The 14,719-nt window shown below is 71.3% G+C and carries 14 protein-coding genes; 12 read left to right on the forward strand and 2 right to left on the reverse strand.

Annotated features, from left to right (window positions below; all coding sequences use genetic code 11):
- Positions 1-171: 171 nt before the first annotated feature.
- On the reverse strand, positions 172-492 hold the full coding sequence (locus tag ACWGKQ_RS47830) for a hypothetical protein (RefSeq protein ID WP_089101213.1): 321 nt from the start codon (positions 490-492) through the stop codon (positions 172-174).
- A 230-nt stretch (positions 493-722) separates the two neighbouring features.
- Here ACWGKQ_RS47830 and ACWGKQ_RS47835 point away from each other — a divergent pair, with 230 nt between their 5' ends.
- The 8 genes from ACWGKQ_RS47835 to ACWGKQ_RS47870 all read left to right on the forward strand — a co-directional run bounded on the left by ACWGKQ_RS47835 (position 723) and on the right by ACWGKQ_RS47870 (position 9,252).
- Positions 723-1,091, forward strand: coding sequence for an arsenate reductase family protein (locus tag ACWGKQ_RS47835; protein WP_453298397.1), 369 nt, complete (start codon positions 723-725; stop codon positions 1,089-1,091).
- Between the two features lie 120 nt (positions 1,092-1,211).
- Positions 1,212-1,916, forward strand: coding sequence for a hypothetical protein (locus tag ACWGKQ_RS47840; RefSeq protein ID WP_453298398.1), 705 nt, complete (start codon positions 1,212-1,214; stop codon positions 1,914-1,916).
- Between the two features lie 297 nt (positions 1,917-2,213).
- Positions 2,214-3,245 carry a glutamine synthetase gene (glnII, locus tag ACWGKQ_RS47845; RefSeq protein WP_453298399.1) on the forward strand — a complete coding sequence of 344 codons (1,032 nt, stop codon included), beginning with the start codon at positions 2,214-2,216 and terminating at the stop codon, positions 3,243-3,245.
- Positions 3,246-3,716: 471 nt separating this feature from the next.
- The gene (locus ACWGKQ_RS47850) at positions 3,717-4,298 is read left to right on the forward strand and encodes a winged helix-turn-helix domain-containing protein (RefSeq protein WP_453298400.1); all 582 of its coding nucleotides are present in this window, start codon (positions 3,717-3,719) and stop codon (positions 4,296-4,298) included.
- A 96-nt stretch (positions 4,299-4,394) separates the two neighbouring features.
- A complete protein-coding gene (locus ACWGKQ_RS47855; RefSeq protein WP_453298401.1) occupies positions 4,395-5,396 on the forward strand; it encodes an SDR family oxidoreductase in 1,002 nt (333 codons plus the stop codon).
- A gap of 243 nt (positions 5,397-5,639) precedes the next feature.
- Positions 5,640-6,911 carry a sensor histidine kinase gene (locus ACWGKQ_RS47860; protein WP_453298402.1) on the forward strand — a complete coding sequence of 424 codons (1,272 nt, stop codon included), beginning with the start codon at positions 5,640-5,642 and terminating at the stop codon, positions 6,909-6,911.
- A complete protein-coding gene (locus ACWGKQ_RS47865; RefSeq protein ID WP_453298403.1) occupies positions 6,896-7,546 on the forward strand; it encodes a response regulator transcription factor in 651 nt (216 codons plus the stop codon). The genes ACWGKQ_RS47860 and ACWGKQ_RS47865 overlap by 16 nt, the downstream gene beginning before the upstream one ends.
- A gap of 173 nt (positions 7,547-7,719) precedes the next feature.
- Entirely contained in the window at positions 7,720-9,252 is a 1,533-nt protein-coding gene (locus tag ACWGKQ_RS47870; RefSeq protein WP_453298404.1) for a DUF1996 domain-containing protein, read from the forward strand.
- 117 nt (positions 9,253-9,369) lie between these two features.
- On the opposite strand, the gene ACWGKQ_RS47875 is transcribed toward ACWGKQ_RS47870, so the two are convergent.
- The gene (locus ACWGKQ_RS47875; protein WP_453298405.1) at positions 9,370-9,777 is read right to left on the reverse strand and encodes a hypothetical protein; all 408 of its coding nucleotides are present in this window, start codon (positions 9,775-9,777) and stop codon (positions 9,370-9,372) included.
- Between the two features lie 153 nt (positions 9,778-9,930).
- Between ACWGKQ_RS47875 and ACWGKQ_RS47880 the strand changes: the two genes are divergently transcribed.
- From ACWGKQ_RS47880 to ACWGKQ_RS47895, 4 genes are all read left to right on the forward strand, one after another.
- Positions 9,931-11,859: a hypothetical protein gene (locus tag ACWGKQ_RS47880; protein ID WP_453298406.1), complete on the forward strand. Its 1,929-nt coding sequence runs from the start codon at positions 9,931-9,933 to the stop codon at positions 11,857-11,859.
- Positions 11,860-11,968: 109 nt separating this feature from the next.
- Positions 11,969-12,874 carry a metal-dependent hydrolase gene (locus ACWGKQ_RS47885; protein WP_453298407.1) on the forward strand — a complete coding sequence of 302 codons (906 nt, stop codon included), beginning with the start codon at positions 11,969-11,971 and terminating at the stop codon, positions 12,872-12,874.
- Positions 12,874-13,902, forward strand: a complete 1,029-nt coding sequence (locus tag ACWGKQ_RS47890; protein ID WP_453298408.1) for a PDR/VanB family oxidoreductase — start codon at positions 12,874-12,876, stop codon at positions 13,900-13,902. Before ACWGKQ_RS47885 ends, ACWGKQ_RS47890 begins: the two co-directional genes overlap by 1 nt.
- Before the next feature lie 56 nt (positions 13,903-13,958).
- On the forward strand, positions 13,959-14,648 hold the full coding sequence (locus tag ACWGKQ_RS47895; RefSeq protein WP_453298409.1) for a TetR/AcrR family transcriptional regulator: 690 nt from the start codon (positions 13,959-13,961) through the stop codon (positions 14,646-14,648).
- Positions 14,649-14,719 lie beyond the last annotated feature (71 nt).

A 14,719-nucleotide genomic window follows, 5' to 3' on the forward strand; every position in this document is an offset into this window, starting at 1 on the left:
TCTCGCGGCAGCGCCCCTTTTAGGGGCGCGGGGAACAGCGCGAGCAACCCCCACCGGCCCACAGCCGGACCACAAGGGCGCACCCCCGACGGCGGGGGCCCGGGGGCGGCAGCCCCCGGTCGGACAAGCGCCGGGCGCCGCGCGGAACACACGGCACCCGGCACCACCGGCTCACCGCGAATATCGCATCAGCGCCCGCACCATGTGGCAGGTCGTGTCCGACGGCGGGTGGATGCCGATGCTCTCCGCCGTGCTCCGTATCGTCTCGTTGCGCGCCTGGTTGGGCAGGTAGACGCCGGAGTCGAGCAGGGCGATGGCGAGGCGCATGGCCTTCAGGCGGCGGTTGTGTGTGACATACCACTCGCGTGGCCGTCCGGCCGGCAGCGGGCGCTTCTCCGCCGGCGCGTAGGGCGAGTCGAGCAGCACGGCACGCTTCGCGGTGGACTGGGTCGGCAGGGACTTCGGCTTCGGCTTCAGTGCGGCAGCGGGCACAGGCATCCTCCTGTCGCGGTGGGAGCGCCCCCGGACAGCCCGGCGACTCTCTCGAACACTGCTACCAGTGTACCGGCCACCACTGACAATGAGACAGCCCGTAAAGGCGCCGAACAGCCAGGTGGAGAAGGGTATTTCGGGTGGGGCGCGATGTGCGTGAGAGGCTTCCAGGACACCCCCGGAATTCGAACAGAGCGGTGCCCGGCAGGGGCTCGCGTACCGTTCCCCGCATGGAGATCTGGATCAATCCCGCCTGCTCGAAGTGCCGCAGCGCGATCGGCCTGCTCGACGCCGAGGGGGCCGAGTACACCGTCCGCCGCTACCTGGAGGACGTCCCGACCGCGGACGAGATCAGGGCCGTACTGGAGCGGCTCGGGCTCGAACCGTGGGACATCAGCCGCACCCAGGAGGCGGTCGCCAAGGAGCTGGGACTGAAGGAGTGGGCGCGGGACGCGAGCGCGCGCGACCGGTGGATCACCGCTCTCGCCGAGCACCCGAGGCTCATCCAGCGGCCGATCATCACCGCCGACGACGGCACGGCGGTCGTCGCCCGTACCGACGAGGCCGTACAGGAGGCGCTGGCCAGGGGCAAGAACTGAACACCCCTCAATTTCAATGTGACGTAGGTTACTTCAGTGACTCCTGTAACCACTGAGTAACGGCGTTCGGCATCTCGTACCTACCGGCGTACGTTCCCCCACCCCCTTCAGGAGGCGCGCATGTCGCGTAGGAGAACTCTCGGCGCCAAGAAGTCGATCGCACTGCTGGTCGGCGCCGCAGCCGTCGCCGGCGGCGGGGCCTTCGTCCTGGCGACCACCTCGAACGCCGCGCAGCCCTCGCAGAACGCGAAGACACTGTCGTCGGCCGCGGACTCGACGGTCTGCTCGGGGCTGGCCACGGCCCTCGGCAACAACCAGAAGTTCATCGCCGACCAGAAGGCGAACCCGGACGCCCAGTCGTCGGCCCGGATCGCCAACCGCGAGGCGGTCATCGACCAGATCAAGGTCCAGCAGAAGGCGTCCGGTTGCGTCGTTGGGGAGTCGGCTCAGGGCTCCCAGGCGGCGAGCGGTACGCAGACGGGCCAGACCGGGCAGACCGGGCAGACCGCCACGGCGGCGCCCTCGAAGAGCGCGGCCGCCGGCAACACCGGTAACACCGGGGGCGCCGCCGCTTCCGGGCAGCAGGTCTGCAAGGGCTCGACCGTCACGCTCTCCGGCGAGGCCGGCGCGCCGGCCGCCTCCAGCAACCAGTTCCCGGCGGGGACCACGCTGAAGGTCACCAACCTGGACAACAACAAGTCCACGACGGTGAAGGTCACGTCGGTCTCCGGCAGCTGCGTGCTGCTCAACAACGCCGCCTTCGAACAGGTCCGGGAGCCCGGCAAGTTCCTGATCCGGCGCGCGCTGATCCAGAAGGTCGGCTGACCCGGACGACGGGTCGAGGAGAACGGGTCGAGGCACGGCCGCCGGCTTTCGCGGAGGGAAAGCCGGCGGCCGCCGCGAAGGGGCCGGGACAGCGCCCGAATTGGGCTCGGTACCCCGTCGGCCCGGGTCTCACAACGTGATTCGCAGCACAGAACCACCAGGTAACACCGGGTTCACATTCGAGCAATGATCGGGAAATCGCCTGTTGACAGGCTGCCGGGCAACACCGAGGCGCCCCAGTGCCGTAGCGCCGCTGCACCCGCAAGTGCGCCCGACCCACCCCGAAGGATGTGGCCCGTGACCTTCAAGGCTGAGTACATCTGGATCGACGGCACCGAGCCGACGGCCAAGCTGCGTTCGAAGACGAAGATCATCGCGGGCGCCCCCGCCGGTCTCGACGCGCTGCCGATCTGGGGCTTCGACGGGTCCTCCACCAACCAGGCCGAGGGGCACTCCTCGGACCGCGTGCTCAAGCCGGTCTTCACCTGCCCGGACCCGATCCGCGGCGGCGACGACGTCCTCGTCCTGTGCGAGGTCCTGGACATCGACTTCACCCCGCACTCCTCCAACACGCGCGCCGCGCTGACCGAGGTCGCGGAGAAGTTCGCCGCCCAGGAGCCGATCTTCGGCATCGAGCAGGAGTACACCTTCTTCGACGGCTCCCGCCCGCTGGGCTTCCCCGAGGGCGGCTTCCCGGCCCCCCAGGGCGGCTACTACTGCGGTGTCGGCGCCGACGAGATCTTCGGCCGCGAGATAGTCGAGGCCCACCTCGAGAACTGCCTGAAGGCGGGTCTGGCCATCTCCGGCATCAACGCCGAGGTCATGCCGGGCCAGTGGGAGTTCCAGGTCGGCCCGGTCTCCCCGCTGGAGGTCTCCGACCACCTGTGGGTGGCCCGCTGGCTGCTCTACCGCACCGCCGAGGACTTCGGCGTCTCGGCGACCCTCGACCCCAAGCCGGTCAAGGGCGACTGGAACGGCGCCGGCGCGCACACCAACTTCTCCACCAAGGCGATGCGCGAGGGCTACGACGCGATCATCACCGCGTGCGAGTCGCTCGGCGAGGGCTCCAAGCCGCTCGACCACGTCAAGAACTACGGCGCCGGCATCGACGACCGCCTGACCGGCCTGCACGAGACCGCCCCGTGGAACGAGTACTCCTACGGCGTCTCCAACCGCGGTGCCTCGGTCCGTATCCCGTGGCAGGTCGAGAAGGACGGCAAGGGCTACATCGAGGACCGCCGCCCGAACGCCAACGTCGACCCGTACGTCGTGACCCGGCTGATCGTCGACACCTGCTGCTCCGCCCTGGACAAGGCCGGCCAGGTCTGACCCGCAGACAGCTCTCCCGCAGGGGCGTCCACCGTCGTGGTGGGCGCCCCTGCGGCGTTGCTGTCCACAGTGTGGAACGGCAAGCCGGAGACGGCGCTCGAGCCCACCCCACCGACCAGGCACAAACGCCTGGTGAGGGAAGGCCGACATCGTCAACGTCATGCCAAGGAAGCGTCCAAGCAGTGAGAGAAGGGTCCTGTTTCCGGGCTGTGTCTGCTTCAATGGCCCCATGGCCAGCTTCCAGAAGTGCAGCGCGACGGGTCGCCAGGACCTTGAGCCGTTCTGGCCTTCCCGTCAGCACCACGACTTCGACCGGGTGTGTTGCCGCGCGATGAACGCGCGGGCCCTCTAAAGCCGTACACCCCGGCCTTCGGCCAGCGCGGAACGCAGTACGTCCCCGGCGCGCCCGACCACGAATCGCGGCCGTCGTCCCGACCGACTGATCTCCTCGCGCGAAAGAGCTGACGTCTCATGGCGACCACTCGTTCCCTCTCCCCCGCCTCCGCCCTCACCTCCTCCTCGCCCGCCCGGCACCGGCTGCGGGCCGTCGACCGGGACGAGGTGGTGGACATGGCGGACCTGCTGCCGCCGGGCGCCACCTGGCTGCCCGCCCCGCAGCACACCCTGCCCATCCTGCCGGGCCAGCCGCCGATGATCGGCTACCTGGTGCTGGTCCCGGCCGACCAGCAGCCGCCCTTCCTGCCGGTCGCGGTACCGGACCCGCAGGAACCGGACCGGGAACCGGCCGCGAACGGCGCCCGGCCGCTCGTCACCGTCGACACCGTGGAGCGCACCGCCCAGGTCGACGGGCGTGAACTCGACCTGACCTACCTGGAGTTCGAGCTGCTCGCCCATCTGGTGGCGCATCCGAACCGGGTGCACACCCGCGACCAGCTGGTCACCACGGTCTGGGGCTACGGCCATGTCGGCGACGGCCGCACGGTCGACGTCCATGTCGCCCGGCTGCGCCGCAAGCTCGGCGCGGAGCACCGCCGGGCGATCCAGACGGTCCGCCGGGTGGGATACAAGTACACCCCGCCGACCGGCCGTTGAGGCCGTAGCGAGGCCACCGGCGCCTCGCCGGCGGGCCGCTCCGCCCTCGGCTGAACCCCGTTACGTCCGCCGTCCGGCGCGGGCACGATCAGCGGCATGAGGCTTCTGGTGCTGGGCGGTACGGAGTTCGTGGGGCGGGCCGTCGTCGAGGCGGCGCTCGGGCGCGGCTGGGAGGTGACCGTCTTCAACCGGGGCCGCCACCGGCCCCCGCCCGGGGTGCGGCCGCTGTCCGGCGACCGCACCGCACCGGGCGGCCTCACGGCGCTGGCGGACGGCACCGAGTGGGACGCGGTCGTCGACACCTGGTCGGCCGCGCCCCGGGCGGTACAGGAGACGGCACGGCTGCTGCGGGGCCGTGCCGGACGGTATACGTACGTGTCCAGCTGCTCGGTGTACGCGTGGCCCCGGCCGGCGGGCTACACCGAGCAGGCGCCGCTGGTGACGGGGGCCGCGGCCGGCGCGGAGGCGACCGAGTACGCGCAGGACAAGCTGGGCGGCGAGCTGGCCGCGGTCGAGTCCTTCGGCGCGGACGGCTCGGTGCTGGTGCGGGCCGGGCTGATCCTCGGGCCGTACGAGAACGTCGGCCGGCTGCCGTGGTGGCTGGACCGGATCGCGCGGGGCGGGCCGGTGCTGGCGCCGGGCCCGCGCGACCTGCCCGTGCAGTTCGTGGACGCCCGCGACCTCGCCGAGTGGACCCTCGGGGCGGTCGAGCAGGAGCTGTCCGGGCCGTACAACCTGGTCGCGCCGCCCGGGCACACCACGATGGGCGAGCTGCTCGAAGCCTGCCGCCGGAGCACCGGTTCGGACGCGGAGCTGCGGTGGACCGACGCGGAGGTGATCCTCGGCGCCGGGATCGAGCCGTGGGTGCAGTTGCCGGTGTGGGTGCCGGCGGGCGGCGAGTTGTACGACGGTGTGCACCGGCTGGACGTGTCGCGGGCGGTGGCGACGGGGCTGCGGTGCCGGGCGGTGGAGGAGACGGTGGCCGACACGTGGGGGTGGCTGCGGGGGCTCGGCGGTGCGGTGCCGGTGCGGGCGGGGATGGGACTCGACGCCGATGCCGAAGCGAGGGTGCTTGGAGTGGGGCGGATCGGGTCGTGATCAGGGTGCGGGCCGGTGGGGGTTGATCGCGCAGTTTCCCCGCGCCCCTTCGGGGGCGCTGCCTGAAGCCCCGTAAGGGGCGCGGGGCCGTATCCGATATGCGGCTACCGCCGCGTGGGCGCGAGCAGCCACGACGGCGCCGCAGTCGACGGACGGCATGTCGCGAGGTGTATCCAGCACCACCCCCTGACATGGGCCTTCGGGCCAGTGACCGTCGCTCGTCCGGTCGGACAGACTGACCGCATGACGACGAACACGAACAGCGGTGGTTTCCGTGACCGGGCCCGGGAGACCCTGCTCGCCGCCGTGCGGGGGCTGGTGCTGGCGCTGGTGGTTCTGCCGGTCTCGGTGCTCTGCTTCGTGCTGGTCGCGGTCTCGGTGGCACTGATCCCGATCGGGGTCGGGATCGTCACCACGCCGTGGATCCTGGGCGGGGTCCGGGACGTGGCGGACGTGCGGCGGCGGCTCGCGTTCGAGTGGTGCGGGGTGCGGATCCGCTCGGCGTACCGGGCGGTCCCGGCGGACGCCAACCCGTGGACCAGGACCTTCGGGATGCTGCGCGACCCGCAGGTCGGGCGGGACGTGCTGTGGCTGCTCGTCGACATGACGGCCGGGTTCGTGACCGCGCTGCTGCCGGCGGTGCTGCTGTTCTATCCGTTCGAGGGGTTCGCGGTGGCCGCCGGGCTGTGGCGGGTGCTCACCCTCGGTGGCACCTACTGGTACGGCTTCGTGCCGGTCACCAACCAGGCCACCGCGTTCGGCGCCGCGGCGACCGCCGCCGTACTGCTGGTCGGCGCCTGGTACCTGTGCCCGCGGCTGCTGGCCGCCCACTTCCGGCTCACCCGTGCCGTCCTCGACCCCGGGGAGGGTGAACTCGTGGAGCGGGTGCGGGTGTTGACGGAGACGCGGAAGGACGCGGTGGACACGTCGGCCGCCGAGCTGCGCCGGATCGAGCGGGATCTGCACGACGGGGCACAGGCCCGGCTGGTGGCCATGGGCATGGATCTCGGGACGATCGAGATGCTCCTGGACAAGGACCCGGAGAAGGCGAGGCAGTTGCTCGCGCAGACCCGGCAGGCGTCCGTGGAGGCGCTGGGCGAGCTGCGGGACCTGGTGCGGGGGATCCATCCGCCGGTGCTGGCCGAGCGCGGGCTCGGGGACGCCGTACGGGCGCTGGCGCTGCGGCTGCCGGTGCCCACGGAGGTGACGGTGGAGCTGCCGGGGCGGGCGGACGCGCCGGTGGAGTCGGCCGCGTACTTCGCGGTGAGCGAGGTGCTGACCAACGCGGTCAAGCACTCCGGTGCCGACCGGATCTGGGTGGACCTGCACCACACCGACGGCATGCTGCGGATCTCGGTCACCGACCACGGCAGGGGCGGCGCGGTGATCGGCGCCGGGTCGGGGCTGGCCGGGGTGGAGCGGCGGCTGGGTACATTCGACGGCGTCCTGGCCGTCAGCAGCCCCGCGGGCGGTCCCACCATGGTCACCATGGAGATTCCGTGCGTGTTGTCCTAGCCGAAGACCTGTTCCTGCTCCGCGACGGGCTGGTACGGCTGCTGGAGGCCTACGACTTCGAGATCGCCGCCGCCGTCGAGTCCGGGCCCGAACTCACCGAGGCGCTGGCCGAGTTGCGGCCGGACGTGGCCGTGGTGGACGTACGGCTGCCGCCCACGCACACCGACGAGGGGCTGCAGTGCGCGCTCAGGGCGCGACGGGACCGGCCGGGGCTGCCGGTGCTGGTGCTCTCCCAGCACGTCGAGCAGCTCTACGCGCGCGAGCTGCTGGCCGACGGCAGGGGCGGGGTGGGGTACCTGCTGAAGGACCGGGTGTTCGACGCGGAGCAGTTCGTGGACGCCGTACGGCGGGTCGCGGCGGGCGGTACGGCCATGGACCCGCAGGTGATCCAGCAGCTGCTGTCCCGGCGGGCCGACGACCGGCCGCTGGGGGGCTTGACACCGCGGGAGTCGGAGGTCCTGGAGCTGATGGCGCAGGGCCGTTCGAACGCGGCGATCGCCGGGCAGCTCGTCGTCACGGAACGGGCCATCGCCAAGCACACCTCCAACATCTTCACCAAACTGGGACTAGAGGTGTCGGACGATGACAATCGGCGCGTCCTGGCGGTGCTCGCGTACCTTGACCGCGATCGCTGATTTTCCAGAAATCGCCCTGCTCAAACGGCAGTTGTGCCCCAAGTGCGTAACAAATCTCTGATGAATTTGTGAGACGGCTGAACACCTCTGAGGCGACCTGCGTATGAGAGGACGCCGCTTCACTCCTGTCGGGCGCCTCGATGCCGCCCCGCAAGGAAGGTCTGAGGAGTTCCATGGGACGCAACATACGCAAACGCCGTTCGCCGCTGACCATCAAGGTCATAGCCGCATCGGCGGCTGTAGCACTCGGCGGGGGCGGGCTGCTCTATGCGCAGATGAACGCTTCGGCTCACGAGTCGAACAATTCGGCGCAGAACTACGTGAAGTCCGCCTCCACAACGGTGGCGACCATCTCCTGCCCGGACGTCGGTCAGAAGCTGAAGAACGTGCCCGCCAAGGCCAAGATGGGGGTGGCAAAGGAGCTGGCCAACCTCGACAAGCAGATCACCGAGGCCTACTCCCGGCTCGCCTCCACCCGCAACGCACAGGCGCACGACGCGAACTTCGTGCAGAACGCGATCATCGGCCCCCTGAAGGAGAAGCGGGCGGCCACGATCGACCGGATCAGGATCGACATCACGCGGGTCGGCGGCCAGTTCGACAGCTCGCTGTCGCAGCTCGCCGCCTGCACCACGCAGGCCGCCAACCAGACCACCGCCGGACAGGGCAACAACAACGGTGGCCAGAACAACAACGGCGGTCAGAACAACGGGAACGGCCAGGCCAGCGCCGCCCCGAGCGCCAGCGCCAGCACCCCGGTCGACGTCGGTGCCGGCGGACAGGCCGGCAACGGCCCGTCGGCGGCCGACTTCGTGGACATCACCAAGGTCGCGCCGAACGTCCTGGCCAAGCCGCAGAACACCGGCCAGGCCTCGACCGGTACCTTCACCACCAGGTGCGGCACGAACCAGAACAAGAACCACAACACCGACAACGTCATCGTGGCGCCCGGCGTGACCAACGGCGCGCACCACGAGCACGACTACGTCGGCAACCAGAAGGTCAACGCGTTCTCGACGAACGACTCGCTGCTGGCCGCCCCCTCCAGCTGCCAGAACCAGAGTGACCTCTCGGCGTACTACTGGCCGGTCGTGCGTGAGCAGGACGGTTCGCAGGAGTTCGACGCGAACGCGGACGGCGGTGGCAAGGAAGGCAACGTCGGCAAGATCCTGACGCCGGTCCAGGCGCAGATCAAGTACGTCGGCAGCCCGGCCAGCAAGGTCACCGCGATGCCCCAGTTCCTGCGCATCATCACCGGTGACGCCAAGACCACCACCAACGGTCTGGCCAACGCCAACGCGCACTGGAGCTGCACCGGCTTCGAGAACAAGGTCCAGCTGACCCAGCAGTACCCGATCTGCCCGCAGGGCAGCCAGGTGGTGCGTACGTTCGCCTTCCAGAACTGCTGGGACGGCGTGAACATCGACAGCGCCAACCACCGTACGCACGTGGCCTTCCCCGACCCCGCGAGCGGTGTCTGCCCGAACGGCTTCAAGGCGATCCCGGAACTGACCATGCGTCTGGTGTACAACGTGGCCCAGCCGAGCATCGTGAACGGCCAGGTCAAGAACGCCTACGCCGTGGACGGTTTCCCGGAGCAGCTGCACAAGGCCGCGACCGACCACGACGACTTCATCAGCGTCACCAAGAACAACCTGGCGGCGAAGATCGCCAACTGCATCAACACCGGCAAGAAGTGCCAGTAGCAGTAGCCAGCCGGTAACACGAGAGCGGGCGGTGGGATTCTCCCACCGCCCGCTTTCGTATGTGCCGTTCGGCATGTGCCGCGGACCCCGGCCGAGCAGAGCCCGGCCGGTCGGTCCTCAGCTGGTGTGCTTGCTGTGGTCGACGCCGATCTCCTCCTCGCCGCCCAGCGTGGTCTGGAGCGCCTTGACGACCTTGTCGGTGCCGACGGCGACCCACTTGCGGCCGACGAGGTAGAAACCGCCGTAGTCCTTGGCGTCGTTGATCCACTCGCGCTGGCCGCGGTCGGTGGCGAAGGTGGCGAAGACGAACTTGCCGGCGGAGACCTTGCAGATCGCCTGGCGGACCTCGTCGGAGTCGATCTGCATGTCGGGAGTGCACTTCACCTTGGCGGCCAGGCTCTCCAGGCTGCCGGTCGCGGTGACCGGGATCTTGGCCTCCGCCTTGCCGTCTCCGGATCCACAGCCCGCCAGCGCCAGGGCGGCCACGGCGCCCGCCGCGGCGAGCATCGGTCGGGTCAACCTCATCTGTTCCTCCGGTCGCGTTGCCGGCCCCGGGGTGCCTTCAAGGGGCCCGTCCCCTTCGATACGGCTCCAGGCCGCGAAGCGCTCACATCGTGCGGTATCCGAGTGTCACCCGTGTGGCGGTGACCTACCAACGGGTCGCTCGTTCTTCAGGACGTGCAGTCACAGGATGTAGCCCAGCGTCACGCAGCCGCCTCCGCCGGTGCCCCGCATCCGGCCGTCGATGTCGAGCAGGCCGAGGCCGCGCTCGTCGAGCACTACCCCCGGCTGGTCCGGCTCGCCTACCTGGTGCTGCCGCCGGGGCCGGCGCGCGGCCGCCGCGTCCTGACCGCGCACGCCCTGGTCCAGCGGGCCCTGCCCCGGGGCCGCAGGCAGGTCCCGGTGATCCCGGCCCAGTCGGACGGGCGGCAGACCGACCCCGGGTACTCGTTCGTCCGCCTCGAAGTGGTGCGTACGGCACTGGAGGCGGGCCGGCCGCTCCGGCTCACCGCCTGGCCCAAACGCGCCCAGCTGCCGCCGCTGCTCCCCCAGGTATGGGGCCTCAGGCTCTTCCCGCGCTCCGGCGGCGCCGACGAACTCGCCCTGGACCAGCGGCTCGCCGGCCTCTCCGGCCCGGCCCGGGCCGCCTACGCGCTGCGCGGTCTCGAACAGCTCCCCGACGGCGACGTCCGGGGGATCCTCCGGGCGGTCGGCGTCGAGCACCCCGAGGGCGCACTCGCCGAGGCCAACGGCGTCCCGGCCGAGTACCCGCTGCTCGACTCCCCCGAGTTCGACCCCTGTTCCCTGCAGGCCCGGCCCACCGACCTGATGCGCCGCCGCCAGCACACCAAGGCCGCGCTCGCCGCCGCTGCCGCCCTCGCGGTGTGCGGCGCGCTGGTCGCGCTGCCGGGCGGCGGCTGGGGCGCCGACGGCGCGGCCGCCCCGGTGTACGCGCAGAACCCGGCCGCCCAGGCCGCCCTGGACCCGGCCCGGCTGACGAAGGTCCCGGCCGCCGCCTGGCAGACCGCCGCCCGCACCGACTTCTCCGTCTGGCCGGCCCGCGGTGCCCTCACCGGCGACACCGCGCTGCTGCGCCGCGCCCTCGCCGTCTGGGCCCGCCCCGGCGCCACCGTCCGCGTCTCGGCGACCCCCGGCACCCAGACCGGCGGCCCGGCCGGACCACCGCAGCTGCTGTACGCGGGCGTGGTCGACAGCGCCCGGGTGGTGATCTTCTACGACGGTCTGCGCATCACCCGCTACGCCGAACCGAAGGACGGCACCGCGGGCGCGGCCCTGGACTTCGCCCGCGCCGACGGCGCCACCGGAGCCGGGGCGAGCGCGCTGGTCCTGGGCCGCTCCGACGGCAACGTCCGTTATCTGACCGCCCCTTGGGTGACCAAGGCGGCGGAGCGGGACCTGCTGAAGCCGGACTCCGGGGCGATGGACCTCGGACTGACCGACGGGGTGACCGGGCCGCTGGCCAGCCCCGCCATGCAGCAGGGCACGTGCACGTCCTGGAACGTGCTCCAGCTGACCGACGCACAGGGCGCACACCTCGCGACCGACCTGGGCGAACTGGTGCCGGCCCGGCTCACCGCCGGGCGGCCCGGCGACACCGGCGAGGCCTCGGGGGCGGCGGCGCTGCGCGACTGGGCGCCGTTCGCCTGCTCGCTGGCCGCGGAGCGGTCGGCCGGAGTGCGCAGTGTCAACGCATGGGCGTTCGCCGAGCAGCGGCTGCCGGACGCCGGCGGCACCGGGTCGTGGGTGTGCACGCGCACCGAGACCTGGCGGGGCGACGGGACCGAGGCGCTGGCGCAGTTCCGGACGCCGGGCAGCCGGTACGGGGCGGTCGCGGCCAAGGGGTCCGATGTGACCGCCTGCGGTCCGCGTGATCCGCACGTGCTGGCCGGGGTGTTGTGGAAGTCCGCGGGCGGCCGGTGGTACCTGCTGGCCGCGGGCGGCCGCGACACCGCGTCGATCCGGGCGACCGGCGGGATCACGGCGACGGCGCAGGGGACGACACTGGTGGCCGCGGCCAAGCAGGGGGCGCAGGCCGAGCTGAAGGGGACGCTGGAGGACGGCGGCGAGATCAACGGGTTGCGGTGAGTACGGCACCGCCGGAACGCCCCGCCACGACAGACCCTTGCTGACGCTCACGTAAACAAGCTTCGCCGAGGGTCTTCTCAGGTCACCTACCCGTCAGTACATTGACGCCATGTCCAACAAGCAGCCGCAGCCGGTGCACTCCGAGCACATCGCGCTCAAGGCCCGCAATGTGTCCTTCGCCTGGGAGGACACCCCCCTGCACTGGGTGCCCGGCGATCCCTTCGCCACGCACACCATCAATGTGCTGCACATGCTGCTGCCCGCCGGCGAGCGGTGGTTCGTGCACGTCTACAAGCAGGTGCTGCCCCTCATCCGCGACGAACGGCTGCGCGCGGACGTCATCGGGTTCATCGGGCAGGAGGCGATGCACTCCCAGGCCCATGACGAGGTGCTGCCCCACCTCAGGGAGCAGGGGCTCGACCCGACGCCGTACACCGCGCAGGTCGACTGGTTCTTCGAGAAGCTGCTCGGCGACCGGACCCTGCCGCCCGGCAAGGCCAGGCGCTGGTGGCTCCTCGAACGGGTCGCGCTGATAGCGGCCATCGAGCACTACACCGCGTTCCTCGGCGACTGGGTGCTCAACGCCGAGGAGCTGGACCGGCGCGGTGCCGATCCGACCATGCTGGACCTGCTGCGCTGGCACGGCGCCGAGGAGGTCGAGCACCGGTCGGTCGCCTTCGACCTCTTCATGCACCTCGACGGCGGCTACCGGCGCCGGGCGCGGACCTGGGCGACGGCGTTCACGGCGATCGTGTTCCTGTGGCAGCGCGGAGCCCGCTTCTTCATGGCGAACGACCCGACGCTCGTCGACGGCCGGGCCCGCTTCCGGGACTTCCGTCTGGCCGGCCGGCGCGGCACGCTCCCCGCCACCGGCGACATGCTGAGGTCGATCCCGAGGTACCTGAGCCGCGGCTACCACCCGTCCCAGGAGGGCTCCACCGCGCAGGCGGTCGCCTATCTGGCCGCCTCCCCCGCCGCGCTGGCCGCCGAGCACGCCGGGCGGGAGGCCGCGTGATGCCGAGACTGCAGACCGTCGTCGCCGTCACCGGCGCCGCGCTGCTCGCGCGGCGGGCCCTGCGCCGCCGTATCGAGGCCTCCCCGCTGTGGCCGCTGCCGGCCCTGGATCCGCCGACCTCCGGGCGGCCGCGCTCCCGGGCGCTGCGGCTCCTTGTCGCCTCGCACCGGACCGTCGCCGACGGGGTCGTGCAACTGCGCCTGGAGGGACGGCAGTTGCCCGCCTGGGAGCCCGGGGCCCATCTCGACGTGGTGCTGCCGTCCGGACTGGTCCGGCAGTACTCGCTCTGCGGGGACCCGGCCGACACCTCGTCGTACACGATCGCCACCCGGCTGGTCGCGGACGGGCGGGGCGGTTCGCGGGAGGTGCACGAGCAGGTCGTGGCGGGCATGGAGCTGGAGGTGCGCGGGCCGCGCAACCGTTTCCCGCTCGCCGAGGCCGGGTCCTACGTCTTCGTGGCCGGGGGCATCGGGATCACCCCGATCCTGTCGATGATGCGGGCCGTGCCGGACGGGGTGGCGTGGCGGCTGCTGTACTGCGGGCGGAACCGCCGGTCCATGCCGTTCCTGGCGGAGTTGGCCGGGGACGACCGGGTCACGGTCGTCCCGGAGGACGAGGACGGGCGCCCGGACCTGGACGCGCTGACCGTCCCGGAGGGCGCGGCGGTGTACTGCTGCGGTCCGCAGGGGCTGATGGCGGCGGTGGCGGAACGCTTCCCGGCAGTCCGGCTCGAACGTTTCGCGCCACCCGCCGGGATCGGCGGCGACCATGCCTTCGAACTGGAACTCCGGCGCAGCGGACGGACATTGACCGTCCCCGCCGACTCGACCGTGCTGGCCGCGGTACGGGCCGAGCTGCCCGACACGCCCTACTCCTGTGCGCAGGGGTTCTGCGGGACCTGTCAACAGCGGGTGCTGGAGGGGGAAGTGGAACACCGGGACGAGCTGCTGACGGACACGGAGCGTGCCGACTCGATGCTCATCTGTGTATCACGGGCGCGAAGTGGGAGACTTGTGCTGGATCTGTGAACGCCCGTGAAGGGTCGGGTCCGTGGGAGGCCGGATCCGATCGGTAAGGTGTTCGCATGACAACCGGGGTACGCCGCAGGATGGGAGTCGAGGAGCGGCGGCAGCAGTTGATCGGCGTCGCCCTCGAACTGTTCAGCCGTCGCTCGCCCGACGAGGTCTCCATCGACGAGATAGCCTCGGCCGCGGGCATCTCGCGGCCGCTGGTCTACCACTACTTCCCCGGCAAACTCAGCTTGTACGAGGCCGCGTTGAAGCGTGCCTCGGAGGATCTCGCGGGCCGCTTCAACGAGCCGCACGAGGGCCCGCTCGGGGCCAGGCTGCTGCGTGTGATGCGCCGCTTCTTCGACTTCGTCGACGAACACGGGCCCGGCTTCGCCGCGTTGATGCGCGGCGGCCCGGCGGTGGGCTCGTCGGCGACCAACGCGCTCATCGACTCGGTACGCCAGGTCGCCTACGAGCAGATCCTCTCCCACCTCGACATCCCCGAGGCACCGGCCCGTCTCGAACTGGTCATCCGCTCCTGGATCTCGCTCGCCGAGTCGACGGCACTGATCTGGCTGGACGGCCGCCGCATCCCGCGCGCCGAGCTGGAGGTACAGCTCGTCCACGACTTCGCGGCCCTGACGGCGGTGAGCGCGGCGTACGACGAGGAGATGACCGCGCTGGTGAAGCGGATGGTCCAGGACGAGCCGACCGACGGCCCGTTCGCCGACCTGGCCGCTCGCCTGATCGCCCTGGCGGGCTAGGGCCGTCGTACGGCTGCGGCGCCGTCGTGGCCGATCGCGCAGTTCCCCGCGCCCCTGAGCCCCTTCAGGGG

The sequence above is a fragment of the Streptomyces sp. NPDC054770 genome (assembly GCF_053611985.1).

What these genes read in the sequence shown, in the direction of transcription:
- ACWGKQ_RS47850 (WP_453298400.1), top strand. Translation starts at nt 3,717, where the DNA reads ATGGCGACCACTCGTTCCCTCTCCCCCGCCTCCGCCCTCACCTCCTCC.
- ACWGKQ_RS47870 (WP_453298404.1), top strand. Translation starts at nt 7,720, where the DNA reads ATGGGACGCAACATACGCAAACGCCGTTCGCCGCTGACCATCAAGGTC.
- ACWGKQ_RS47885 (WP_453298407.1), top strand. Translation starts at nt 11,969, where the DNA reads ATGTCCAACAAGCAGCCGCAGCCGGTGCACTCCGAGCACATCGCGCTC.
- ACWGKQ_RS47855 (WP_453298401.1), top strand. Translation starts at nt 4,395, where the DNA reads ATGAGGCTTCTGGTGCTGGGCGGTACGGAGTTCGTGGGGCGGGCCGTC.
- ACWGKQ_RS47835 (WP_453298397.1), top strand. Translation starts at nt 723, where the DNA reads ATGGAGATCTGGATCAATCCCGCCTGCTCGAAGTGCCGCAGCGCGATC.
- ACWGKQ_RS47890 (WP_453298408.1), top strand. Translation starts at nt 12,874, where the DNA reads ATGCCGAGACTGCAGACCGTCGTCGCCGTCACCGGCGCCGCGCTGCTC.
- ACWGKQ_RS47875 (WP_453298405.1), bottom strand. Translation starts at nt 9,777, where the DNA reads ATGAGGTTGACCCGACCGATGCTCGCCGCGGCGGGCGCCGTGGCCGCC.
- ACWGKQ_RS47860 (WP_453298402.1), top strand. Translation starts at nt 5,640, where the DNA reads ATGACGACGAACACGAACAGCGGTGGTTTCCGTGACCGGGCCCGGGAG.
- ACWGKQ_RS47895 (WP_453298409.1), top strand. Translation starts at nt 13,959, where the DNA reads ATGACAACCGGGGTACGCCGCAGGATGGGAGTCGAGGAGCGGCGGCAG.
- ACWGKQ_RS47840 (WP_453298398.1), top strand. Translation starts at nt 1,212, where the DNA reads ATGTCGCGTAGGAGAACTCTCGGCGCCAAGAAGTCGATCGCACTGCTG.